22 protein-coding genes are annotated in these 22315 nt (G+C 72.5%); 6 read left to right on the top strand and 16 right to left on the bottom strand.

Annotated elements, in window-relative coordinates; genetic code table 11:
- Positions 1 to 56: 56 nt before the first annotated feature.
- From ACLQ2X_RS11515 to clpB, 11 genes are all read right to left on the bottom strand, one after another.
- On the bottom strand, positions 57 to 1109 hold the full coding sequence (locus ACLQ2X_RS11515; protein ID WP_425680972.1) for a hypothetical protein: 1053 nt from the start codon (positions 1107 to 1109) through the stop codon (positions 57 to 59).
- Positions 1110 to 1118: 9 nt separating this feature from the next.
- On the bottom strand, positions 1119 to 2687 hold the full coding sequence (locus tag ACLQ2X_RS11510; RefSeq protein ID WP_425680971.1) for a polyamine aminopropyltransferase: 1569 nt from the start codon (positions 2685 to 2687) through the stop codon (positions 1119 to 1121).
- Complete coding sequence (locus ACLQ2X_RS11505) at positions 2684 to 3505, bottom strand: hypothetical protein (protein ID WP_425680970.1); 822 nt, start codon at positions 3503 to 3505, stop codon at positions 2684 to 2686. The genes ACLQ2X_RS11510 and ACLQ2X_RS11505 overlap by 4 nt, the downstream gene beginning before the upstream one ends.
- On the bottom strand, positions 3505 to 3927 hold the full coding sequence (locus ACLQ2X_RS11500; RefSeq protein WP_425680969.1) for a DUF350 domain-containing protein: 423 nt from the start codon (positions 3925 to 3927) through the stop codon (positions 3505 to 3507). Before ACLQ2X_RS11500 ends, ACLQ2X_RS11505 begins: the two co-directional genes overlap by 1 nt.
- Positions 3928 to 3961: 34 nt before the next feature.
- Entirely contained in the window at positions 3962 to 4714 is a 753-nt protein-coding gene (locus ACLQ2X_RS11495) for a hypothetical protein (RefSeq protein WP_425680968.1), read from the bottom strand.
- Entirely contained in the window at positions 4714 to 5136 is a 423-nt protein-coding gene (locus ACLQ2X_RS11490) for a DUF350 domain-containing protein (RefSeq protein ID WP_425680967.1), read from the bottom strand. Before ACLQ2X_RS11490 ends, ACLQ2X_RS11495 begins: the two co-directional genes overlap by 1 nt.
- 29 nt (positions 5137 to 5165) lie before the next feature.
- Positions 5166 to 5591, bottom strand: a complete 426-nt coding sequence (locus tag ACLQ2X_RS11485; RefSeq protein ID WP_425680966.1) for a DUF4247 domain-containing protein — start codon at positions 5589 to 5591, stop codon at positions 5166 to 5168.
- Positions 5588 to 6082 carry a DUF2617 family protein gene (locus ACLQ2X_RS11480; RefSeq protein ID WP_425680965.1) on the bottom strand — a complete coding sequence of 165 codons (495 nt, stop codon included), beginning with the start codon at positions 6080 to 6082 and terminating at the stop codon, positions 5588 to 5590. Before ACLQ2X_RS11480 ends, ACLQ2X_RS11485 begins: the two co-directional genes overlap by 4 nt.
- Position 6083: 1 nt before the next feature.
- Entirely contained in the window at positions 6084 to 6722 is a 639-nt protein-coding gene (locus ACLQ2X_RS11475) for a DUF4178 domain-containing protein (RefSeq protein WP_425680964.1), read from the bottom strand.
- Between the two features lie 80 nt (positions 6723 to 6802).
- The gene (locus tag ACLQ2X_RS11470) at positions 6803 to 7183 is read right to left on the bottom strand and encodes a hypothetical protein (protein WP_425680963.1); all 381 of its coding nucleotides are present in this window, start codon (positions 7181 to 7183) and stop codon (positions 6803 to 6805) included.
- Between the two features lie 98 nt (positions 7184 to 7281).
- Complete coding sequence (gene clpB, locus ACLQ2X_RS11465) at positions 7282 to 9873, bottom strand: ATP-dependent chaperone ClpB (protein WP_425680962.1); 2592 nt, start codon at positions 9871 to 9873, stop codon at positions 7282 to 7284.
- Between the two features lie 174 nt (positions 9874 to 10047).
- Here clpB and ACLQ2X_RS11460 point away from each other — a divergent pair, with 174 nt between their 5' ends.
- The 3 genes from ACLQ2X_RS11460 (at position 10048) to ACLQ2X_RS11450 (ending at position 12371) form a co-directional block, all read left to right on the top strand.
- Positions 10048 to 10548 (top strand): cation:proton antiporter regulatory subunit, encoded by a 501-nt coding sequence (locus ACLQ2X_RS11460; protein ID WP_425680961.1) that lies wholly within the window; start codon positions 10048 to 10050, stop codon positions 10546 to 10548.
- A 5-nt stretch (positions 10549 to 10553) separates the two neighbouring features.
- The gene (locus tag ACLQ2X_RS11455) at positions 10554 to 11771 is read left to right on the top strand and encodes a cation:proton antiporter (protein WP_425680960.1); all 1218 of its coding nucleotides are present in this window, start codon (positions 10554 to 10556) and stop codon (positions 11769 to 11771) included.
- Between the two features lie 171 nt (positions 11772 to 11942).
- The gene (locus ACLQ2X_RS11450; protein WP_425680959.1) at positions 11943 to 12371 is read left to right on the top strand and encodes a hypothetical protein; all 429 of its coding nucleotides are present in this window, start codon (positions 11943 to 11945) and stop codon (positions 12369 to 12371) included.
- A gap of 76 nt (positions 12372 to 12447) precedes the next feature.
- Here the strand turns inward: ACLQ2X_RS11450 and ACLQ2X_RS11445 are convergent, their stop codons facing one another.
- From ACLQ2X_RS11445 to dnaK, 5 genes are all read right to left on the bottom strand, one after another.
- Positions 12448 to 12654 (bottom strand): hypothetical protein, encoded by a 207-nt coding sequence (locus ACLQ2X_RS11445; RefSeq protein ID WP_425680958.1) that lies wholly within the window; start codon positions 12652 to 12654, stop codon positions 12448 to 12450.
- A 161-nt stretch (positions 12655 to 12815) separates the two neighbouring features.
- Complete coding sequence (locus ACLQ2X_RS11440) at positions 12816 to 13256, bottom strand: heat shock protein transcriptional repressor HspR (RefSeq protein WP_425680957.1); 441 nt, start codon at positions 13254 to 13256, stop codon at positions 12816 to 12818.
- A gap of 24 nt (positions 13257 to 13280) precedes the next feature.
- The gene (gene dnaJ, locus ACLQ2X_RS11435) at positions 13281 to 14465 is read right to left on the bottom strand and encodes a molecular chaperone DnaJ (RefSeq protein ID WP_425680956.1); all 1185 of its coding nucleotides are present in this window, start codon (positions 14463 to 14465) and stop codon (positions 13281 to 13283) included.
- Positions 14466 to 14544: 79 nt separating this feature from the next.
- Positions 14545 to 15282: a nucleotide exchange factor GrpE gene (gene grpE / locus ACLQ2X_RS11430; RefSeq protein ID WP_425680955.1), complete on the bottom strand. Its 738-nt coding sequence runs from the start codon at positions 15280 to 15282 to the stop codon at positions 14545 to 14547.
- A gap of 48 nt (positions 15283 to 15330) precedes the next feature.
- Positions 15331 to 17202: a molecular chaperone DnaK gene (gene dnaK / locus ACLQ2X_RS11425; protein WP_425680954.1), complete on the bottom strand. Its 1872-nt coding sequence runs from the start codon at positions 17200 to 17202 to the stop codon at positions 15331 to 15333.
- A 213-nt stretch (positions 17203 to 17415) separates the two neighbouring features.
- On the opposite strand from dnaK, the gene ACLQ2X_RS11420 reads away from it, so the two are divergent.
- The 3 genes from ACLQ2X_RS11420 to ACLQ2X_RS11410 all read left to right on the top strand — a co-directional run bounded on the left by ACLQ2X_RS11420 (position 17416) and on the right by ACLQ2X_RS11410 (position 22268).
- On the top strand, positions 17416 to 19254 hold the full coding sequence (locus tag ACLQ2X_RS11420; protein ID WP_425680953.1) for an ABC transporter: 1839 nt from the start codon (positions 17416 to 17418) through the stop codon (positions 19252 to 19254).
- Between the two features lie 64 nt (positions 19255 to 19318).
- Positions 19319 to 20989 (top strand): GTPase, encoded by a 1671-nt coding sequence (locus tag ACLQ2X_RS11415; protein ID WP_425681083.1) that lies wholly within the window; start codon positions 19319 to 19321, stop codon positions 20987 to 20989.
- Between the two features lie 52 nt (positions 20990 to 21041).
- Positions 21042 to 22268, top strand: coding sequence for a hypothetical protein (locus ACLQ2X_RS11410; RefSeq protein ID WP_425680952.1), 1227 nt, complete (start codon positions 21042 to 21044; stop codon positions 22266 to 22268).
- Positions 22269 to 22315 lie beyond the last annotated feature (47 nt).

Here is a 22315-nt window from a genome sequence, read left to right as displayed (position 1 = left end):
CCTTGATCAGAAGCCCACCGTAGCGATCTACCACCAGCTCAGCACGCTGTAGAGCCTCACCTGTCGGTGGCGTGGCGCAACCGACGGTGCTCGGCGGTGACCACGCCGAGCAGCATGAGGTCGAGCGCGACCGCGGAGACCGCGCCGAACTGGTTGACCGTGAAGTTGAAGACCTGCCCGAACAGCAGGTCGACCAGCAGCGCCAGCTTGAACAGGCGGAACGCCTCGACCCGGTTCCGCCGCAGCAGCCAGGCGGCCCACAGGCCGAGCACGGCGGTGACCAGCGCGGAGGCGCTGACGCCGAGCACCGCACCCCACTCCCGCTCCTGGTCCAGCTTCCCGGTGACGCCGTCCACCAGCACCGCCACCACGGTCAGCACCGGCGTCACCACCAGGTAGACCACCACCAGCCAGACCAGCCAGCGGCGTCCGACCGCCCAGGCGGCGACCCGCCGGGCCCGGTCCGCCGCCCGCTGCCAGAACCGCACCGGCGGTGGCTCCCGGTGGGGTACGGCGTCCAGCAGCTGTGTCATCGCCGCCTCGGTGGTCGGGCCGGTGCCCTGCACGAGACGCAGCACGGCGAACCGGCGCCGTTCGGTCAGCCCGCCGGGCAGGCCGCTGAGCACCGCGTCCAGTGCGTTGGCGGTGCGCTCGGCCGGCGTCAGCCGAGACCGGCCGGTGCGCTCGCGTACCGCCTGGGTGAGCAGGACCAGCAGCGCGAACACGACGTAGATGATGGCGGCGGCGGGAGCGTAGAAGTAGTCGGTGCGGGCGGTGACGAACTTGCCCACCTCGTCGATGAACAGACCGAACCCGATGCCGCCGACGACCGCCCCGCCGGTCCGGGCGCCGCCGCCGAGGAAGACGAGCGGGATGCCCAGGCCGACGGCGAGCAGCAGACCGCCCCAGAGCACATGTGCGATGTGCAGACCGCCGCCGCCGAGCTGCGGATAGTCGGTGGCCTCGAGGTAGGCCCGCACGGCCAGCACGGTGACCACGCCGGAGAGCACGAAAGCCTGGAGGTAGGACGCCGCCTCGATCGCCCGGGGTGGTAATCGGTGGACCAGCCAGCCGAACACCGGCCGGTGGCGCAGCGGTTCGGGGGGCATGTCATGAAACTAGTAGCCGCGCCACTCCTCGCGGGCGTAGTCCAGCACCCTGGGCCGCAACAACGTGTTGGCCGGCACGTCCAGGCGGGCCCGGTCGGCGGGGAACGTGGCGGCGGCGGCCAGCACCTCCGGGGTGAGGAAGCGCAGCGGCGGCGGGCCGTCCGGCAGCGCCAACTCCGGCGCGACATCACCCGGCGCCGCGAGCACGAATCCCCAGTCGCCGAAGCTCGGCACGTCGACGTGGTACGGCACGGTGGCGAAGCCGGCGTCGCGGATCGACCGCTCGATCGACCAGAACGACCGGGGCGCGAAGTAGGGCGACCCGGACTGCACGACCAGCCGCCCGCCGGGGGCCAGCACCGGTCGGATCAGCGAATAGAACTCGATCGTGTAGAGCTTGGCGGTGGCCGTCTCGTCCGGGTCGGGCAGGTCGGCGACCACCACGTCGAAGCGGTCCGTGGCGGTACGCAGCCAGGCGAACGCGTCCAGGTTGAGCACCCGCACCCGGGGGTCGGTGAGCGACCCACGGTTCAGCTCGCGCAGCTGCGGCTCCCGGCGCGCCAGTTCAACCACCGCCGGGTCGAGGTCGACGAGCGTCACCGACCGCACGTCCGGGTACTTGAGGATCTCCCGCGCGGCCAGCCCGTCTCCGGCGCCGAGCACCAGCACGTCGCCGTGCGGCCCGCGCATCGCCGGGTGCACAAGCGCCTCGTGGTAGCGGTACTCGTCGATCGAGCTGAACTGGAGATCGCCGTTGAGGAACAGCCGCAGGTCGGTGGTGGAGCGGCCGGCCTCCCGCACCGAGCGGGTCAGCACGATCTCCTGGTAGCGACTGCGCTCGGCGTGCACCACCGGATCGCGGTAGAGCTGCTGGCGCGTGGTCACCTCGAAGTCGTGCGCGGTCACCCACGCGTACCCGAGCAGCAGGCCGACCGCGACGGTGGCGGCGCCCAGCCCGACCCGCGCCCGGCGGCTCAGGTCGGCGCGGAACACCGTGAAGACCAGCACGACCCCCGCCACCGCGTTCACCGCGCCGACCACGAGCGCGCCCTTGAGCTGGCCGAAGACCGGGATCAGCAGGAACGGGAAGGCCAGCCCGCCGAGCAGCGCGCCCACGTAGTCGGCGGCGAACAGGTCGGCCACCGCGCTGCCCGCGGACTGCTCCCGGATGCGTTGCAGCATCACCATGAGCAGGGGGATCTCCGCGCCGATCAGCAGACCGAGCACGAACGCGGTGCCGACGAGCGCCGGGCCGTACAGGTCGAGCCAGGCGAACGCGGCGTAGAGGCCGAGCACGGACAGGCCGCCGAGCAGCGCCAGGGTCAGCTCGATCACCGCGAACGAGACCACCGCCCGGGACTGCAACGGCTTCGCGACCAACGCGCCCACGCCCATCGCGAACACCATCACGCCGAGCACGATCGACGCCTGGCCGACCGTGTCGCCGATCAGGTAGCTGCCGAGCGCGACCAGCGCCAGCTCGTACACCAGGCCGCAGGCCGCGCAGACGAAGACGGCGAGCAGGACCGCCGCGCGGGCCAGGCGCCACCGCGGCCGTGCGGCCGCCTCGGCGGTCACGGCCTGCTCCGGGTACGCCGTGCGGGGGCGATCTCAAGGCGCATCGTGTTCTCCGGGATCAGGGCCGTGCCGTGCTTCGGCCAGGCGGGGCCCGCAGGTGTCGCGGCGCGGCGCCGGCGCACCCCCACGGCGATGAACAGCGCGGCGAACAGGAGCAGCCCGGCGGCGACCAGCAGCAGGACCCACCGGTCCCGCAGGAGGTCGTTGCCGGCGTCCGGCAGCGCGGCGGCCGGGGTGGACGGGCCGGGGGTGGGGGGTGCGGCCGCACCGGCCAGTCCCCGTTCCACGGCGAGCAGCGGCAGGATCGTGGCGGCCCGGGTGACGGCCCACCCCGGGTCGTCGACGAACGCGTCCTCGTCCAGCCCGAAGTGGGCCAGGCCGGATTCGATCGCGGAGAGGTCGGCGTACCCGATGTCGTCGGAGCCCTTGACCCGGATCGTGGCGGAGTCCTTGAAGTCGCTGGTGGCCGAGGTGTACTTGATGTTGGCGGAGACCTCGATCCAACGCGCGCAGCCGGGCGCCTCGGCGGCGCGCACGCCGTCGCCGAGGTTGGAGCCGACGCTCACGTCGTCGTACACGTCGAGCAGTTCCCAGCCGTAGCAGATGCCCTGGCTGTCGGCGGCGGCCTTCAGGAGCGGCACGGTGCCGGAGCGCTCCTGGGCCGCCGGACCGGGGACGGAGGTGTCCGAATCGCCACCGCCGCTGATCTCGCCGATGGCGCAGATGACCATCACGCTCACCGCCACGGTCCAGACCACCGCCTGCTTGCGCTTCTCCCCGCCCTTCCCCGCCGGTGACGTGGCGGCAGTGCCGTCCATCAGATGATCGCGGCCGCGATGATCGCGCCGGTGGCGACGTGCACGGTGGCCGACACCCACACCGCCGGATGCGGCTCCGGATCGACAAGCAGCTCACCAAGCTTGCCCGGGGTGGCCACGTCGAGCAGCATGAACGCCGCCGCCATGATCACCAAACCGAGGACGCCGTACGCCGCCGCCCCGATCAGCCCCAACCTGAAGTCGTTGTCACTGGCCACGATCGCGGCCACCACGATGGTCCCCACCCCGACCAGGTTCGACGAAAGCAACAACGCCGCATTGCGGTTGCGCTGCGCCCAGATCAACTCGTGCAGCTTGCCCGGCGTGGCCACATCGACCAGGACATAGCCGAAGGCCATCAGAACGACGCCGACCGCGCCGTACGCGAGAGTGACCAGCAGGTCGTTGACGAGGTTCTGCACAGAAGACTCCAGAATGAGGGAATCGAACGAGGGGCTACTTACCGGAACCGGGGCGCGCGACGGCAGAGCGGCGCTGGCGCACGCCCACGGTGACGAACAGTGCGGCGAGCAGGAACAAACCGGCCGAGCCGAGGACGTAGCGCCACCGGTCCCGCCAGAAGTCGTTGCCTGCGTCCGACAACGGTGCGGCAGCGGTCGACGGCCCGGCGGTGGGCGCCACGGCCGGCTCGGCGAGCCCCCGCTCGGCGGCGAGCAGCGGCAGGATCGTGGCGGCCCGGGTAACGGCCCAGCCCGGGTCGCCGAGGAACGCGCCCGCGTCCAGCCCGAAGCGGCCCAGCCCTGTCTCGATCGCGGTCAGGTCGACGGCCTCGATGTCGTCCGAGCCCCCGACCCGGACGATGACGGAGTCCTCCACCTGGCTGCTGGACCCGGTGTACCTGATCTCCGCGGAGACCTGGATCCAGCGCGTGCAGCCGGACGCGTCGGCCACGGGCGTCCCGTCACCGACGTTGGAGCCGACACTCACCTGGTCGGACCGGTTGAGCAGTTCCCAGCCGTAGCAGATGCCCTGGCTGTCGGCGGCGGCCCGGAGGATCGGCACGGCGCCGGAACGCTCGTCGACCGCCGGGGCGGGTACGGAGGTGTCCGAATCCCGGTCCAACGTGCCGATGACGCAGCCGATGACGCAGGGGCCGACCAGGCACCCCACGACCGCGGTCCAGCTCACCACCTCCGCGAGCTTGCTCGTGCGCGGCGGCGTCGAGTGCTCGGCGACAGTGCCACTCATCAGAGGATCGCGGCCGCGATGATCGCGCCGGTGGCGACGTGCACGGTGGCCGACACCCACACCGCCGGATGCGGCTCCGGATCGACAAGCAGCTCACCAAGCTTGCCCGGGGTGGCCACGTCGAGCAGCATGAACGCCGCCGCCATGATCACCAAACCGAGGACGCCGTACGCCGCCGCCCCGATCAGCCCCAACCTGAAGTCGTTGTCACTGGCCACGATCGCGGCCACCACGATGGTCCCCACCCCGACCAGGTTCGACGAAAGCAACAACGCCGCATTGCGGTTGCGCTGCGCCCAGATCAACTCGTGCAGCTTGCCCGGCGTGGCCACATCGACCAGGACATAGCCGAAGGCCATCAGAACGACGCCGACCGCGCCGTACGCGAGAGTGACCAGCAGGTCGTTGACGAGGTTCTGCACAGAAGACTCCAGAATGAGGGAGGTGGGGGCTACTTACCGGAGCCGGGGCCGCCGCCCCGGACGCTGCTGCCTCGGCCCCAGCCCCAGCTGTTGCCCACGACTGTGTGGTAGCGGGGGTAGGCGGTGGTCATCTTCTCCAGCAGGATCACCGATCCCACCGCGACCGGGAGGATCACCACCGAGTCGTCGTTGTAGCGCAGGTAGATGCCGCTGCCGTCGACGTACTGGTCGGCCGGCTTCCACGCGTCGGTGATTTGCTTGGATACCTGACTCGGCGCCTTGTTCGAGGTGTACGCGATCGCCTGCGACCCGATGTCGCGCGTGGGGGCGCGGCGGAACGTGTCCTCCACGTAGCCCCGGGGCGAGAAGTTGCCGTAGAAGATCGCGAAGGCGGCGAGGAGCGCGCCGACGACGGCGACCGCCACGCCCACCTTGAACCACCGTCGGTATGTCACAGCTCCTCCACCACGGTCTCGGTCAGGACCAGCTCGTTTGTCTGGGGGTAGACGTGCCAGGTGCGCCAGGCGAGCGCGCCGTCCGGCGGGCGGGGCCGGATGGAGAGCGCGGTGACCGCGTCCTCGTCGCCGGGAAAGACCCCGATCAGCGCGTACGGGTCGTCGGCCAGTTCGGCGCGCAGCGCCGCGACCCGGGCACGCAGGCCGTCGCCGTCCGGCCGGAGCACTGTGGCGAGGAACCGGTAACCGGTCGTCTCGTCGTGCAGGGCGTCCGGCAGGTGCGGCGGGCGGCCGGGCAGGCAGGCGACGGTCTCGGTGAGCCCGCCGAGCACCACCTGGTGGGAGGCGCCGAGCAGGCGCAGCCGCAGCCGGGGCAGGCCGGGCAGGTCGAGGTCGCGTACGGCCAGCGCCGGCAGCTCCGGGCCGCCGAGGGCCAGGCTCAGGTCGGCGGCGCTGGTGTCGACGTAGGGCGCGTCCAGGCAGACGAGCACGTCAGCGCACCGTTTCCGGGCCGCCCTGCGGGTAGATCATGACCTCGGCGCGGCGCAGTTCCTCGCCGAGGTTGACCTCCCAGCCCGACTCCCCGTACGCCTCGAACGACAGTCGGGCCCCGCCGGGTGCCTGGTAGTCGTAGTAGCGCATCGTGCCGCGCGGGTCGAGGCCGGTGCCCTCGGTCGCGGTGTACCGGGCCTGCCCCGACTCGTCCCAGTTGTAGCGGCGGCCGGCCATCTCCAGCGTCGGTGCGCCCGGAGTGACGGTGGCGCCGGGCTCGCTGGTCCAGAACACCATCTCCAGATCCGGGTCGGCCTCGACCGACAGCCAGCGCTTCACCCCGCCGGCGTCGTCGAGCAGGTGCTCCGACCAGCTCCAGCCTCCCTCGACCAGCTGCACCGAACCGCGCACGGTGTACGTCACCGCGCGAATCTCGACGATGTCACCGGGCTTGAGCGCGCGCGGATCCCCGCGCAGCGCGTCCGAGTCCCGGTCCCGGAACGGGTCGACAGACGACGCCGGCTTCGGGGTCGACTTCGGCGCGCGGGACCTGCGGAGTGCGATCACAGCGACCACCACGCCGGCCACCCCGATCAGGCATCCCAGCGTGGTCACCACGTACGCCATCGAACCGTTCACGACGCCTCCCCCTAAGGTGCTCGGCGGAGACGGTAGCAACAACGCGCACCCCCATCGAGGTGCTGTCGCTGAGTGTGTGGTCAGTTACCGCCGGCATCGGTCAGTCGATCGGCGGCGTACTCACCCAGCGTCGTGCGGCCCATCACGCAGCCGGAGAACACGGTGAACTCGCCCCGGTCGTCGCGCAGCCGCAGCCAGGCGTCCCGCCCGGCGGCCGGATCGACCGCCGTCAGCAGGGTGGCCGCATAGGCCCGGGCGGCCGGCGAGCCCTTGCGCAGCAGCCGGTCGACCCGTTTCCGGGCCGCCTCCGGGTGTTCCCGCAGGCCGTCTTCCAGCCGCCGGTACGCCTCCGTCACCGGCAGGACCTGACCGGCGAACCCCACCCCGCCGAACGCGACCGTGTCGGACCCGTCGAGTTCCCGCACGGCCGAGTCGAGTTCCCGCTCCCACGTCACGCCCATGCCTCCTATTTGCCCACGCACCCCGCCCCTCACGCCACCCTCACCGCGCACGGCGAGGGCCCGGCCGGACGGCCGGACCCTCGCGGGGTGGGTACGGGTCAGCCTGCGGTCACCGCCAGCGAGTCCTTGGTGTCGGACAGGTCGACACGGACGGTGTCGCCGTCGCGGATGTCGCCGGCCAGCAGCGCCCTGGCGAGCTGGTCGCCGATCGCCGACTGGACCAGCCGGCGCAGCGGGCGGGCACCGTAGATCGGGTCGTACCCGTGCTCGGCCAGCCACGTCCGGGCGGCCTCGGTGATCTCCAGGCCCAGCCGGCGGTCGGCGAGGCGGCGGCGCATCCGGGTGAGCTGGATGTCGACGATCGAGCGCAGGTCCTCGCCCTGGAGCGCGGCGAACACCACGATGTCGTCGAGGCGGTTGAGGAACTCCGGCTTGAAGTGCGACCGGACCACCGCGAGCACACCCTCGCGGCGTTCCTCCTCGCTCAGCGTCAGGTCGCTGATCACCGACGAGCCCAGGTTCGAGGTGAGGATCAGGATCGCGTTGCGGAAGTCCACGGTCCGGCCCTGACCGTCGGTGAGCCGACCGTCGTCGAGCACCTGGAGCAGCACGTCGAAGACGTCTGGATGGGCCTTCTCCACCTCGTCGAGCAGGATCACCGAGTACGGCCGGCGACGCACCGCCTCGGTGAGCTGGCCGCCCTCCTCGTAGCCGACGTAGCCGGGCGGGGCGCCGACCAGCCGGGCCACCGAGTGCTTCTCGCCGTACTCGCTCATGTCGATGCGGACCATGGCCCGCTCGTCGTCGAAGAGGAACTCGGCGAGCGCCTTGGCCAGCTCGGTCTTGCCGACACCTGTCGGGCCGAGGAAGAGGAAGCTGCCGGTCGGGCGGTCCGGGTCGGCGACGCCGGCCCGGGCGCGGCGGACCGCGTCGGAGACCGCGCCGACCGCCTCGGCCTGGCCGACCACGCGGGCGCGCAGCGACTCCTCCATCCTCAGCAGCTTGGCCGTCTCGCCCTCCAGCAGCCGCCCGGCGGGGATGCCGGTCCAGGCGGCGACCACGGCGGCGATGTCGTCCGCGCCGACCTCCTCCTTGAGCATCGCGCCGTCGGCCTGGAGCCGGGCCAGCTCCTCCGTGGCCTGCTTCAGCTCGGTGCGCAGGGCGGGAATCCGGCCGTACCGCAGCTCGGCGGCGCGTTCCAGCTCACCGTCGCGCTCGGCCCGCTCGGCCTCGCCGCCGAGCCGTTCCAGCTCCTCCTTGGCGGTGGAGAGCTTGGTGATGTGGCTCTTCTCGGTCTGCCACCGCTCGGAGAGCACGGTGAGCTGCTCGCGCTTGTCGGCCAGTTCCTTGCGCAGCCGTTCCAGGCGCTCGGCGGACGCGGCGTCCGGCTCCTTGGCAAGCGCCATCTCCTCGATCTCCAGCCGGCGCACCGCCCGCTCGATCTCGTCCACCTCGACCGGCCGCGAGTCGATCTCCATGCGCAGCCGGGACGCGGACTCGTCGACCAGGTCGATCGCCTTGTCCGGCAGGAACCGGTCGGCGATGTAGCGGTCGGAGAGCGTGGCGGCGGCGACGAGCGCGGCGTCGGTGATCCGTACGCCGTGGTGCACCTCGTAGCGTTCCTTGAGCCCACGCAGGATGCCGATGGTGTCCTCGATGGTCGGCTCGCCGACCAGCACCGGCTGGAAGCGGCGCTCCAGCGCCGGGTCCTTCTCGATGTGCTCGCGGTACTCGTCGAGCGTGGTCGCGCCGACCATCCGCAGTTCGCCACGCGCCAGCATCGGCTTGAGCATGTTGCCGGCGTCCATCGAGCCCTCTCCCTTGCCGGCGCCGACCACGGTGTGCAGCTCGTCGAGGAACGTGATGACCTGCCCGTCGGAGTTTTTGATCTCCTCCAGCACGGACTTGAGGCGCTCCTCGAACTGGCCCCGGTAGGACGCGCCGGCCACCATCGCACCGAGGTCGAGCGAGACCAGCTTCTTGTCGCGCAGCGACTCGGGCACGTCGCCGGCCACGATCCGCTGGGCCAGGCCCTCCACGATTGCGGTCTTGCCGACGCCCGGCTCGCCGATCAGCACCGGGTTGTTCTTGGTGCGGCGGGACAGCACCTGGATCACCCGGCGGATCTCCGAGTCCCGGCCGATCACCGGGTCGATCTTGCCGTCGCGGGCGCTCGCGGTGAGGTCGACGCCGTACTTGGCCAGCGCCTGGTAGGTCTGCTCCGGGTCGGCGGTGGTGACCCGCCGGTCCCCGCCCCGGACGGTGGGGAACGCCGCGACCAGGTTCTCCTCGGTGGCACCGGAGTTCTTCAGCGCGACCGAGACCGCGCCGCCGACTCGGGCCAGCCCGGCGAGCAGGTGCTCGGTGGAGGTGTACTCGTCGCCCAGCGGGCGCGCGATCTGCTCGGCGGCGCCGATGGCGTTGACGAACTCGCGGGCCAACGTCGGCTCGGCGATGCTGGACCCGCGTGCGGCGGGCAGCGCGTCGACCGAGCGCATGGCGACGCGGCGCAGCTCGGCCGGGTCGGCCCCGACGGCGCGCAGCAGGCCCGCGGCGGTCGAACCGTCGGTGTCCAGCAGCGACAGCAGCAGGTGCCAGGGCTCCACGGTGGCGTGGCCACGCTGGTTCGCCAGCGCGACGGCACCGGTGATGCTCTCGCGACTCTTGGTGGTGAGACGTTCCGTGTTCATGGGCTCCCCCGGATCGGCGTGTCCACTGGACATGACACAACCAGAGTTGAGCCTATTCCGCTCAACTCCCTCTGTGTGACCTGAGTCACCAATACGCCCCCCCGGCTGCTGGTCGCGGTCACTCCCGCTCGACCCCGGACACAGCGCGTGCGCGGCAGCGGTAGCCTCACCGACGTGCGAGTACGTGTCGAGCAAACCGCCCTGCCGGGAATCGGCGTACGTCATGACCTGATGACGGAGTCCGGCCGCCGACTCGGTGTGGTTTCCCACCGCAATGGCCGCCGCGACCTGGTCCTCTACGACCCGGATGATCCCGATTCGTGCCAACACGACATACCGCTCACCGACGACGAGGCGGAGGCGCTGGCCGACATCCTCGGCGCGTCGCTGATGCTGGGTCAGCTCTCCGGGCTGCGGGAACAGGCCGCCGGCCTGCTCACCGAGCAGGTCGCGATCCCGGCCGGCTCCCGCTACGTCAACAAGCGGCTGGGTGACACCAAGGCACGCACCCGAACCAGCGCGTCCATTGTGGCCGTGCTGCGTCAGGGCGAGGTGAACGTCTCGCCCGACCCCACCTTCCGGTTCCAGGCCGGTGACGTGGTCGTCGTGGTCGGCACCCGGCAGGGGCTCGACGGTGTGACCGCGATCCTCGCCGAGACCGACTCGGACCGCTGACGCGTATGCACGAAACCACAATCCTGCTCATCGAGGTCGGTGCGCTGCTGCTCCTGCTCGGCCTGCTCGGCCGGCTCAGCCGTCGCGTCGGGGTCTCGCCCATCCCTCTCTACCTGTTGGCCGGCCTCGCCTTCGGGCACGGTGGCCTGCTGCCGCTCAACGCCAGCGAGGAGTTCTTCGCCGTCGGCGCCGAGATCGGCGTGATCCTCCTGCTGGTCATGCTCGGCCTGGAATACAGCGCCAACGAACTGGTGGGCAACCTCCGCTCGGCGGCGCCGGCCGGCCTGATCGACGCGGTGTTCAACGCGCTGCCCGGATTCGCCTTCGCGCTGCTGCTCGGGTGGGGCTGGGTCGCCGCCGTGGTGCTCGGCGGCGTCACCTGGGTGTCGTCCTCGGGCGTGATCGCCAAGGTGCTCGGCGACCTCGGCCGGGTCGGTAACCGGGAGACCCCGGTCATCCTCTCCGTCCTGGTCATCGAGGACCTGGCGATGGCCCTCTACCTACCGCTGGTCACCGCGCTGCTCGCCGGGGTCGGTCTGGTCAAGGGCGGCATCGCACTCGCCGTCGCGGTGCTCACCGTGGTCGCCGTGCTGGCCGTGGCGATCCGGTACGGCCACCTGATCTCCGCCGCGCTCTCCGCCAAGGACCCGGAGGCGCTGCTGCTCGGGGTGCTCGGCCTGACCCTGCTGGTCGCCGGCATCGCGGCCAAGCTCCAGGTGTCCGCCGCGGTCGGCGCGTTCCTCGTGGGCATCGCGTTGTCCGGGCCGGTGGCGCACCACGCCACCGAACTGCTCTCACCCCTGCGGGACCTGTTCGCCGCGGTCTTCTTCGTGTTCTTCGGGCTGGTCACCAACCCGCTGGACATGCCGCCGGTGCTGCTGCCCGCGTTCCTGCTGGCCGTGGTCACCATGGCGACGAAGGTGGCCACCGGCTACCTGGCCGCCCGCCGGGCCGGGATCGCCGAACCCGGTCGCTGGCGGGCCGGCCTGGCGCTCACCCCGCGCGGCGAGTTCTCGATCGTCATCGCCGGGCTCGCCGTCGCGGCCGCGTACCCGGTGAACCCGAAGCTGGCGGCGCTCGCCACCGCGTACGTATTGATCACGGTGGTGAGCGGGCCGCTGCTGGCCCGGCTGCCCGACACCCGCTGGTTCAAGCAGTGGCTACGCCGCCAGGCAGCCGCCGCCAGGCCGGCCGCACCGCTGACCGCGACGGCCGGCGACTGAGCCCGGGCCGGGCCGGATCTGCCGCACGGCAGGCCCGGCCCGGCAAAGGGTTGTCAAATTGAATCCGGGAAGGCCTACCCCCGGCCGCCCGGGCGCGTTAACGTTTCGGCCCAGCAGCCAGGGTCCGCGGGTGGCCGGTGCCCCCCGCCAGCGCAAGCGGAAGGTCGGCCGGTGAGCGTGCGGGAAAAGACGTTTCACGGCTTCACCAACCCGGTCGACCCCTCGCCCGCCGAACTGCGGGCCTGGGCCTACCAGCCGGATTCGGTGCCGCTGTCGTCGATGCCGCCCGACTGGGACCTGCTGGTCGCCGGTGACCGCCTGGTCCAGACGCTGTTCGAACTGGCCATGGACCAGGGCTGCCCGGCCCGCCGGTTCGCGCTGCACTGCCTCTACATCTACGCCGCCGACGGCATCCGGACGAGCTTCCGCGCCCACCCCAAGCGCCGGTTCCGCAAACTGGTCGAACAGGCCGAGAAGTCCGGCGACGACCTGATGCGCAACTGGGCGCACAACAGCCGCGTACTGCTCGCCCGGCCCGACCTCTTCGTCTACCGGGACTGGTGCGAGGGCGGTCTGGTCCGCGAGGACCGCCGCCTCTGACCAGCCCGGCGGGTGGTCCGGACGTCGAACGGGCCGGGACCCCCCGTGGGTCCCGGCCCGTTCGTGGGCGGCTCGATCAGGTCGACCCGCCCTGCTTCCGGCGTCGCTCGTCGTCCCGGGCCCGGTCCACGCCGTGGTCCGTCTGGTCGGCGAAACGCCCGTCCCTGACCTTGTCGCTGAAGCGACCGTCGGTGACCCGGTCGAACCGTTCGCGGACGGTCTCGGCCACCTTCTCCAGCCGTTCCTCGGCGCGCTGCGCCACCCTCTTCGCCGGTTCCGCCATGGCTCCCCCTGCCAGCTCGGCGTCCGATTTGAGGCTTTCGCCCTACCGGTTACCCTAGTCCAGCCCACTCGGCCCGGGTCGGCTTTCCCCGACCGCACGGGGCCCTCGACCGATCAGGCCCCGACACCGCCTCGGGGCGGCACCGTCCTTCGGACACGTGCTCAGCGCTCGGGAGGGCGGCGGGGACGCCAGACGACGAGCGCGGTGGAGGTGCGGCTGGTGGGCACGAGATCGCCCCGGGGAAAGCCGCCCAACGACTCCAGTTCGGCGACCCGCCGGTACGCGGCGTCCAGTTCCGCCTCCAGGCGGGCCACCCGCTCCTGCGCCTCTTCCAGCAGCCGTTCCAACCCGATGATCCGCTTGACCCCCGCCAGGTTTATCCCGTCGTCCTGACTGAGCCGCTGCACCTCGCGGAGCAGCACCACGTCCCGGACGCTGTACCGGCGACCGCCACCGGACGCCCGGCCGGCCTGCACCAGGCCCAACCGGTCGTACTGGCGCAGCGTCTGGGGGTGCATTCCCGCCATCCGCGCGGCCACCGAGATCATCAGGACCTTGGCCTCGTAGGCCGGGTCACCTGAGCCGACGTACTCCTGCGACATGCCCGCTCACCTCCGCTGCCGTCGTCAACCGAACCGACGTACCCGCGCGTCGAGATGTTCCCGCGCGGCGGGCGGAGTCTGCGCCGCGAAGGTCTCCAGCGCCGCCCGCGCCTCGTCCGACACCTTCGCCGGGACCACCACGTCCAGCGTGACCAGCAGGTCACCGGCGTGGCCGTCCTTGCGTACGACGCCCTTGCCGCGGGCGCGCAGCACCCGCCCACCGGGCGTACCCGGTGGCACCCGCAGGGTCACCGTGCCGTCCAGGGTCGGCACCCGCAGGTCCGTGCCGAGAACCGCCTCGGCGTACGTGATCGGGACGGTCAGGGTCAGATCGTCCCCGGTGCGCCCGAACAGCTGATCCGGGCGGACCTTCACGTGCACGAACAGGTCACCCGCCGGACCGCCCCGCTCGCCGGGCTCACCCCGGCCGGCCAGCCGGATACGCTGCCCGTCGGCCACCCCGGCGGGAAAACGCACGTTCAGGGTGCGGGTCTTGGTCACCCCGCCGGTGCCGTGGCACTCCGGGCACTTCTCCTCGACGATCGTGCCGACGCCCTGGCAGTTGCGGCACGGCTCGGAGAAGCTGAACGACCCCTGGTTACGGTTCGTCATCCCGGCGCCGTGGCAGACCGGGCAGGCCACCGGCGTGGTGCCCGGCTTCGCGCCGGTGCCGTGGCAGGTGTCGCAGACCCCGGGGGCGCGCAACGTCAGCGGCAGCGTGACACCGCGTACCGCGTCCTCGAAATCGAGCGACACCTCGGCCTCGACGTCCCGGCCGCGAGCCGGTCCACGCGGACGCGCCGGGCCGCCGGCGCCCCCGCCGGAGAAGATCGAGCTGAACAGGTCGGTGAACCCGCCGCCGCTGAACCGGTTGTCGCCGCCACCCGCCCCGCCGCCGAACAGGTCGGAGACGTCGAACGGCACCCCGCCGGGCTGGCCCGCGCCACGGGCGCTGCGCCGGAAGGCACCCGAGCCGAACAGCGACCGCATCTCGTCGTACTCGCGGCGCTTCTTGTCGTCGCCGAGCACCGCGTACGCCTCGGAGACGGCCTTGAACCGTTCCTCGGCGCCGGCGTCACCGGGGTTGTGGTCCGGGTGCGACTCCCGGGCCACCTTGCGGTACGCCTTCTTGATGTCCTCCGCCGAGGCGGCCTTGTCCACGCCCAACGCGGCGTAGTAGTCCTTCTCGATCCAGTCCTTGGAACTCACCGGTCCACCCCCTTCCGGTGGTCGAATCCCGGTCGTCCCGCCCGCCCGGTGCGGGCGGGCGGGACGTCACGGGTCGGCACTACTCCGGGTCCGCGACCGCGACCATTGCCGGCCGCAGCAGGCGCTCGCCGAGCTGGTAGCCCCGGCGCATGACCTGCACACAGGTCGGCTCGGTCACGTCGGCGGAGGTCTGGTGCGCCACCGCCTCGTGGCGGGTCGGGTCGAACGGGTCGCCGGTCTCACCGAACGCGGTCAGGCCGAACTTGCCGAGCGTGGTGGTGAGCTGGTCGGCCACACTGCCGAACGGCCCCACCAGGTCGCCGTGCTCGCGGGCCCGGTCCAGGTCGTCGAGGATCGGCAGCAGCGCGGTGAGCACCGTGCCGGTCGCCTGCTCCTGGACCAGGTTGCGGTCCCGGTCGACCCGCTTGCGGTAGTTGGCGTACTCAGCCGTGACCCGCTGGAGGTCGCGGGTGCGCTCCCCCAGGTCGGTGCGGAGCGACTCCAACTCGGCGCCGAGCGGCGCGGCGGTCTTGTCGGCCGCCCCCTTCGGCTCGGCGGGCGCGTCGACCACGGGCGGTCCGGCGACCTTGGCCTCGCCGTCGATCTCGTCGACCACGACCTCGGCCTCCTCGACCAGCCCTTCGGCGGGCGCGTCGGCCGCCGCGTCGGCCGCCGCGTCGGCCGCCGGCTGCTCGGTCACCTTGCCGAGCTTGCGCTTGTCGCGGATGACGACGCGGGGTTCGTCGCCGGCGTCCTTGCCGGCGCCCGGGGCCGACCCGGTGGCATCCGGGTCGGCCGCTCGTGGCTTGTCCGTCATGCGGTTACCTCATCCCTCTGCCGTGCGGATCGCGTCCGGGACCGAACGTCACTTCTTGTCCTCGTCCACGATCTCCGCGTCGACCACGTCGTCGGCGCCACCGGCCTGCGGGCCGCCGGCCTGCGGCCCACCGGCCGGACCGGCACCCGGCCCGGCCGCACCCGGCGCACCCTGCTCGCCCTCCTGTTGCTGGGCGTAGAGCAGCGAGCCGGCCTGCTGGGAGACCTGCGCCAGCTTCTCGTGCGCAGTCTTGATCTTTTCGATGTCCTGCCCGCCGAGGGCGCTGCGCAGCTCGCCGAGCGCCTCGTTGAGCTGGTCGCGGTTCTCGCCGGGGAGCTTGTCACCGCTCTCGGCGAGGAACTTCTCGGTCTGCCACTGGAGGGCCTCGGCGACGTTGCGGGTCTCGGCCTCCTCACGGCGGCGCTTGTCCTCGTCGGCGTGCTCCTCGGCGTCCCGGCGCATCCGCTCGATGTCGTCCTTCGGCAGCGAGGAGCCGCCGGTGATCGTCATCTTCTGCTCCTTGCCGGTGCCCAGGTCCTTGGCGTGCACGTTCACGATGCCGTTGGCGTCGATGTCGAACGTGACCTCGATCTGCGGCACGCCGCGCGGGGCCGGCGGGAGGCCGGTCAGCTCGAAGGTGCCGAGCTTCTTGTTGTAGGCCGCGATGTCCCGCTCGCCCTGGAACACCTGGATCAGCACCGACGGCTGGTTGTCGTCGGCCGTGGTGAACACCTCGGAGCGCTTGGTCGGGATGGTGGTGTTGCGCTCGATGAGCTTGGTGAAGATGCCGCCCTTGGTCTCGATGCCCAGGCTCAGCGGGGTCACGTCGAGCAGCAGGACGTCCTTGACCTCGCCCTTGAGCACGCCGGCCTGGAGGGCGGCACCGACCGCCACGACCTCGTCCGGGTTGACGCCCTTGTTCGGGTCGCGGCCGGTGAGCTGCTTGACCAGGTCGGTCACGGCCGGCATCCGGGTCGAGCCGCCGACCAGGATGACGTGGTCGACGTCCGCGACCTTGATCCCGGCGTCCTTGACCGCCTGCTCGAACGGACCCTTGCAGCGGTCCAGCAGGTCCTGCGTCATGCGCTGGAACTCGGCGCGGCTGAGCGTCACGTCGAGGTGCAGCGGGCCGGCCGACCCGGCGGTGATGTACGGCAGGTTGATGTTGCTGGTGGTGGCGGCGGACAGCTCGATCTTGGCCTTCTCGGCCGCTTCCTTGAGCCGCTGCAGGGCCATCTTGTCCTGGGACAGGTCGATGCCGTGCTCGCCGCGGAACGTCTTCACCAGGTGGTCGATGATGCGCTGGTCCCAGTCGTCGCCACCGAGCTGGTTGTCACCGCTGGTGGACTTGACCTCCACCACGCCCTCGGCCAGCTCCAGCAGCGACACGTCGAAGGTGCCGCCGCCGAGGTCGAAGACCAGGACGGTCTGCTCCTTGGAGCCCTTGTCCAGGCCGTACGCCAGGGCCGCCGCGGTCGGCTCGTTCACGATCCGCAGCACGTTGAAGCCGGCGATCTCACCGGCCTCCTTGGTGGCCTGACGCTGCCCGTCGTTGAAGTAGGCCGGGACGGTGATCACCGCGTCGGTGATCTGCTCGCCCAGGTACGCCTCGGCGTCCCGCTTGAGCTTCATCAGCGTGCGGGCCGAGATCTCCTGCGGGGTGTACTTCTTGCCGTCGATGTCGACGGTCCAGTTGGTGCCGACCTCCCGCTTCACCGAGCGGATGGTCCGGTCGGGGTTGGTCACCGCCTGGCGCTTGGCGACCTCACCGACGAGCACCTCGCCGTTGCGGGCGAAAGCGACGATCGAGGGAGTCGTACGCGAGCCCTCGGCGTTGGCGATGACGGTGGGCTCACCGCCCTCGAGAACGCTGACGCAGGAGTTCGTCGTGCCGAGGTCGATGCCGACCGCACGTGCCATGTTCGCTTCCTCGCTTCGTAACGGGTTGGGCAGGTCAGATGGCCTGCCCGGGGGGGGCCGCCCGGAGGCGACCGCACCACAAGTTGAGTGAACTTGACTCAATAGTGCCACGCGATCGCCAAACCGCAAGTCGAGGTTGAGCCGACCCGGCGCAACCCGACCGTTACTGGCGTCCGGTTGTCTTACCTTGCGTCGGTCGGGCACGCTTTAGCGGTGACGACGCATGGCGATCCCGCCACCCGTGCCGGCGCGCCCGCCGTCGCAACCCGCGCCGGGGCCGCCACCGGCGATGACCAGCCTGTTCACGCTGCGGAGGGCCTGCCCGCCGCGCTTACCGGCCTGCGGACGGCGATCGACGCCGCCCGTTTCCCGCTGGCCCTGCCCTCGGCCGCGCCGGCCCGACACGCCGCCACCAGCCTCATCGACCAACTCGACGACTACCTGCTGCCCCGGCTGGCCCGGTTGGACGCCCCACTGCTGGTGGTCGTCGGCGGCTCCACCGGCGCCGGAAAGTCGACGCTCGTCAACAGCCTGGTCAAGGCGCGGGTCAGCGCGTCCGGCGTGCTCCGCCCGACCACCCGCTCCCCGGTGCTGGTGTGCAGCCCCACCGACGCGACCTGGTTCCGCCAGGGCGACCTGCTGCCCGGCCTGACCCGCACCACCGACCCGAGCGAGCAGCCGGGCACCCTGCACCTGGTCACCGCCCCGGCCCTCCCGCCCGGCCTGGCCTTCCTCGACGCCCCCGACATCGACTCGGTGGTCGACGCCAACCGCGCGCTCGCCGGCCAACTGCTCGCCGCCGCCGACCTGTGGCTGTTCGTCACCACCGCCGCCCGGTACGCCGACGCCGTTCCCTGGGAGCTGCTGCGCAGCGCGCGGGCCCGGGGCACCGCCGTCGCCATGGTGCTCGACCGGGTCCCGCCCGAGGCCGCCGACGAGATCGCCGCCCACCTGTCCGAGATGCTCGCCGCGCAGGAGCTGGGCGCCGCGCCGCTGTTCGTGCTGCCGGAGACCTGGGTGGACGGGCAGGGGTTGCTGCCGGACCGGATCACCGCCCCGCTCAGCGACTGGTTCACCCGCCTCGCCGCCGATGCCGAGGCCCGCGCGGCGGTGGTCCGGCAGACCCTCGACGGCGCGCTGGCCGCGCTGCACCCGGTGGTCGAGGCGATGGCCGACGCCGCCGACGAGCAGCTGGCCGCCGCCGACGCGCTCGACGAGCGCGTGCAGGCCGCCTACCGGGGTGCGGAACGGACCGTCGACCAGGGGCTCAAGGACGGGCGGCTGCTCCGCGGCGAGGTGCTGGCCCGGTGGCAGGAGTTCGTCGGCACCGGCGAGTTCTTCCGGGGCCTGGAGGCACGCATCGGCCGGCTCCGCGACCGGATCGTCGCGACGGTCACCGGGCGACCCGCCCCGGCGGCGGAGCTGCGGACCGCGATCGAGTCCCAACTGGTCACGCTGCTGCGCGGGGTGGCCGCCGAGGCGGCGGAGAACGCGTACACCGGGTGGAAGGCGCACCCGGCCGGCGCAGCGCTGCTGGCCGCCGACCTCGCCCACGCCTCGGCGGAGCTGCCGGCGCGCGCCGAGCAGTTGGTCCGCGACTGGCAGCGTGCCGTGTTGGAGCTGGTCCGGGTCGAGGGCGCCGACCGGCGCTTCGTGGCCCGCACCGCCGCGTACGCGGTCAACGCCACCGGGCTCGCCGTCATGATCGGCGTGTTCGCCTCCACCGCGTTCATCCCCACCGGGCTGGAGGTGGCGGCCGGCACCGGCACCGCAGTCGCCGGGCAGACCGTGCTCCAGGCGATCTTCGGCGACCAAGCGGTGCGGAACCTGGCCCGCGCGGCGCGGGTGGACCTGCTCGAACGGGTCGGCGCGCTGCTGGCGGAGGAGGCCGCGCGCTTCCTGACCCGCACCGAGGCCGCCCGGCCGACCGGCGACGCCGGCGCGGCGCTGCGCCGGGCCGCCGCGGAGGTCGAGCGGGCGCGGCACCGCAGCGACCTGTTCGGCACCGGCGAGGTGCCGTTGCCCCCCACGGTTCGGGGCGACCGCCCGTGAGCGCGAGGAGTGAGCCGACCCTGCGAGCCCCGCAGTCGCGAACGAGGATTGCACCGTGAGCAACATGGTGGGACGGATGCGTGAGGCGTTCCGGGGCGAGCAGCGGATCGACCCGGACGTGCTGATCGCACGCCTTCGGGCGGTCCAGCGCTTTCTCGACGCGGTGGACGGCGAGGTGCCCGACGCGCAGCTCGTCGCCGCGCACACGGTGGTCGAGCGGGCCGGGGACCGGCTCGCCCTCTCCGGCCGGCACACCGTCGTCGCGTTGGCCGGCGCCACCGGCAGCGGCAAGTCCAGCCTGTTCAACGCGCTGGCCCGGTTGGATCTCTCCCCGGTCGGTGTACGCCGGCCCACCACCGGCGTGGCGCATGCCTGCGTGTGGGGGCCGCTGGACGGCGCGGTCCGGCTGCTCGACTGGATCGGGGTGCTGCCCCGTCACCGGTTCGTGCGGGAGAGCCCGCTCGACGGCGACGACGAGTCCAGACTGCACGGCCTGGTCCTGCTCGACCTGCCCGACTTCGACTCGGTGCAGCAGGCCCACCGGCTGGAGGTGGACCGGCTGCTCGGCCTGGTCGACCTCGTGGTCTGGGTGGTGGACCCGCAGAAGTACGCCGACCGCGTGATCCACACCAGCTACCTGCGCGAGTTCCACAGGCACCGGGACGTCACCGTCGTGGTGCTCAACCAGGCCGACCGGCTGTCCCCGGCGGAGCTGCCGAAGGTCCTCGACGACCTGCGCCGGCTGCTCGACGCGGACGGGCTGGGCGGTGTCCCGCTGCTGCCCACCGTGGCGGTGGACCCGGCCGGGCTGGACGGGCTGCGGGCCGAGCTGGAACGGGCGGTCGCCGAGCGGCAGGCTGCCCTGCGCCGCCTCTCCGGCGACGTCGACGCCGTGGTGGCCGATCTCGAACCGCTCGTCGGGCCGGAGCCGCCCCGCACCCGGCCCGGTGACGCGTCGGCACAGGAGTTGACCCGTGCGTTGGCCGGGGCGGCCGGGGTGCCGACGGTGGCGCAGGCGGTCGAGGGGGCGTACCGGCATCGGGCCGGCGGCAGCACCGGCTGGCCGCTGGTGCGCGGTTGGCGGAAACTGCGGCCGGATCCGCTGCGCCGGCTGCACCTGGCCGGGCGGGACCCGGACGCGCCCGCGGAGAGCCTGGTCGCCGCCACCTCCGTACCCGATCCGACGGCCGCGCAGCGGTCGGCGCTCAACCTGGCCATCCGGGCGGTGGCCGACCGCGTCGGCGCCGACCTGCCGGCGCCGTGGCCGACCGCGCTCACCACCGCCGCGCGGTCCCGGCTGGCCGACCTGCCCGGCGCGCTGGACCACGCGGTCGCCGCGACCGACCTGGGCATGGATCGGCGGCCGGCCTGGTGGCGGGTGGTGGGCGTGGTCCAGTGGCTGGTCACCCTCGCCGCGCTGGGTGGGCTGCTCTGGCTGGCCTTCGGGTACGCGCTGCGCCTGCTCGGCCTGCCGGCGCTGGAACACCCGACGCTCGGCGTGGTGCCCTGGCCCACCGTCCTGCTGCTCGGTGGCCTGGTGGCCGGGTTGCTGGTCGCGGCGATGACCAGGCCGGTCGTCGGCTGGGCGGGCCGGCGGGCCCGGCGACGGGCCGAACGCCGCCTGCTCACCTCGGTGGGCAGCGTCGGCGAGAAGTACGTGCTGGACCCGGTCTGGGCGGTGCTGGCCCGCTACGGCACGGCCCGGGAGGCGCTGCGTGAGGCGGGTCGACGCTGAACCCGGCGTGCTGCCCGGTGTCGGGGCGGCCCGGGCGGCGTAGGGTCGATGCATGGCCACGCCACAGACCCCCTACGACGCGGTGCTGCACGCCGCGCGCGACGTGACGAGGCTCGACTCCGCCCTGGACGCGGAGATGCTCGGTGCCGCGTTGCTGGGCAGCGTCTACGCCGTCGCGGAGCACGACCGGGAACAGGCCGTACGCGAGTTCGTCGCCGGCTTCCTCACCGCCACGTCCCGCCGGCGCAGCGCCGCCGCGACCACCATCCGCGCGGTCTTCGCCGCGCTGGTGCCCGACGCCGAGGGCGCTGCCCGGGTCCGCGCGGGCGCCTACGCCCCGTCCTGGGCCGGGCAGCTCGGCCGGGTGCGCGTCACCGGCACCTGGGCCTACGGCGACGTGTACGGCGACCAGACGTCGTACCTCGCCACGTTCGCCTACGACGACGAGGAGGCCGGCGGGCCGGAGCACGCCCTGGTGGCCCTCGTCGACCACAACATCGGCATCACCAAGGACGTGTTCGTCGGCGGTCCCGCGGGGCGCATCGTCGAGCAGGCCCGGGAGATCTGCACCGAGGACGAGTTCACCTGGTTCCGCACCGAGGACCCGGCCCGGATGCACGCCGAGGTGAGCCGCCACCTGGCTGTCACCGACGGCTTGGAGGAGCTGCCCGCGCAGGGTTCCCTCGCCACCGACCGGGCGCTGGTCGGCGCGCGGCTCGCCGCGCTGCCCGGGCCGACGCCACCGGCCGGACCGGCCGTCGTGGCACCGCCGACCGACGAGGAGCGGACGCGCCTGGTGCGCGCCTTCCTCAACTCGCCGGAGGCGACCCGCTTCGGCCTGCCCGAGGTGGCCGACGGCGAGTTGGCCTCGCTGCACTTCTGCCTGGGTCTGCTGCTGGACCACGCGGCCAGCTTCCCGGACGCGGACCCGATGCGGTGGAGCCCGATGGTCGCGGAGCTGTTCCTGCTGGACTGGGTGCACCGCCGGGCCGTGCTGGACATGGACGACGCGGCGATGCTGCCCCGGGTGCTGCGCGCCTGGTCGGCGTACGCGGCCCGGCAGCGAGGGCTGCCGCAGCCCGCCGCGGACCGGACCGACGAGGCGATCACCGAGATGGTGCCCGAGTTCGCCCGGCTCTACAGCACCGGCGAGCGGCGCAGCCCGGCCACCGCGGCGGTGGCCCAGTTGATGGCCGACGGTGTGGACCCGGACGACCCGGAGGCGTTGAACGCCTGGATCGAGGCGAACCGGCACCGCCTCACCGACGACCCGGCCTGACGGCCCGCCTCCCGTTTCCCGCCGGCCCGGCCCTGCGCGGTCGTTCC

The organism is Micromonospora sp. DT31 (assembly GCF_049841795.1).
Taxonomy (GTDB): domain Bacteria; phylum Actinomycetota; class Actinomycetes; order Mycobacteriales; family Micromonosporaceae; genus Micromonospora.
The sequence above is the reverse complement of the archived record's forward strand: the minus strand, read 5'-3'. Positions and strand labels throughout refer to the sequence as shown.

Bases quoted from the DNA above. Each gene is read 5' to 3' on its own strand.
- ACLQ2X_RS11515 (WP_425680972.1), bottom strand. From the start codon at position 1,109: ATGCCCCCCGAACCGCTGCGCCACCGGCCGGTGTTCGGCTGGCTGGTC.
- ACLQ2X_RS11505 (WP_425680970.1), bottom strand. From the start codon at position 3,505: ATGGACGGCACTGCCGCCACGTCACCGGCGGGGAAGGGCGGGGAGAAG.
- ACLQ2X_RS11495 (WP_425680968.1), bottom strand. From the start codon at position 4,714: ATGAGTGGCACTGTCGCCGAGCACTCGACGCCGCCGCGCACGAGCAAG.
- ACLQ2X_RS11470 (WP_425680963.1), bottom strand. From the start codon at position 7,183: ATGGGCGTGACGTGGGAGCGGGAACTCGACTCGGCCGTGCGGGAACTC.
- clpB (WP_425680962.1), bottom strand. From the start codon at position 9,873: ATGAACACGGAACGTCTCACCACCAAGAGTCGCGAGAGCATCACCGGT.
- ACLQ2X_RS11455 (WP_425680960.1), top strand. From the start codon at position 10,554: ATGCACGAAACCACAATCCTGCTCATCGAGGTCGGTGCGCTGCTGCTC.
- ACLQ2X_RS11445 (WP_425680958.1), bottom strand. From the start codon at position 12,654: ATGGCGGAACCGGCGAAGAGGGTGGCGCAGCGCGCCGAGGAACGGCTG.
- ACLQ2X_RS11440 (WP_425680957.1), bottom strand. From the start codon at position 13,256: ATGTCGCAGGAGTACGTCGGCTCAGGTGACCCGGCCTACGAGGCCAAG.
- grpE (WP_425680955.1), bottom strand. From the start codon at position 15,282: ATGACGGACAAGCCACGAGCGGCCGACCCGGATGCCACCGGGTCGGCC.
- dnaK (WP_425680954.1), bottom strand. From the start codon at position 17,202: ATGGCACGTGCGGTCGGCATCGACCTCGGCACGACGAACTCCTGCGTC.
- ACLQ2X_RS11415 (WP_425681083.1), top strand. From the start codon at position 19,319: ATGGTGGGACGGATGCGTGAGGCGTTCCGGGGCGAGCAGCGGATCGAC.
- ACLQ2X_RS11410 (WP_425680952.1), top strand. From the start codon at position 21,042: ATGGCCACGCCACAGACCCCCTACGACGCGGTGCTGCACGCCGCGCGC.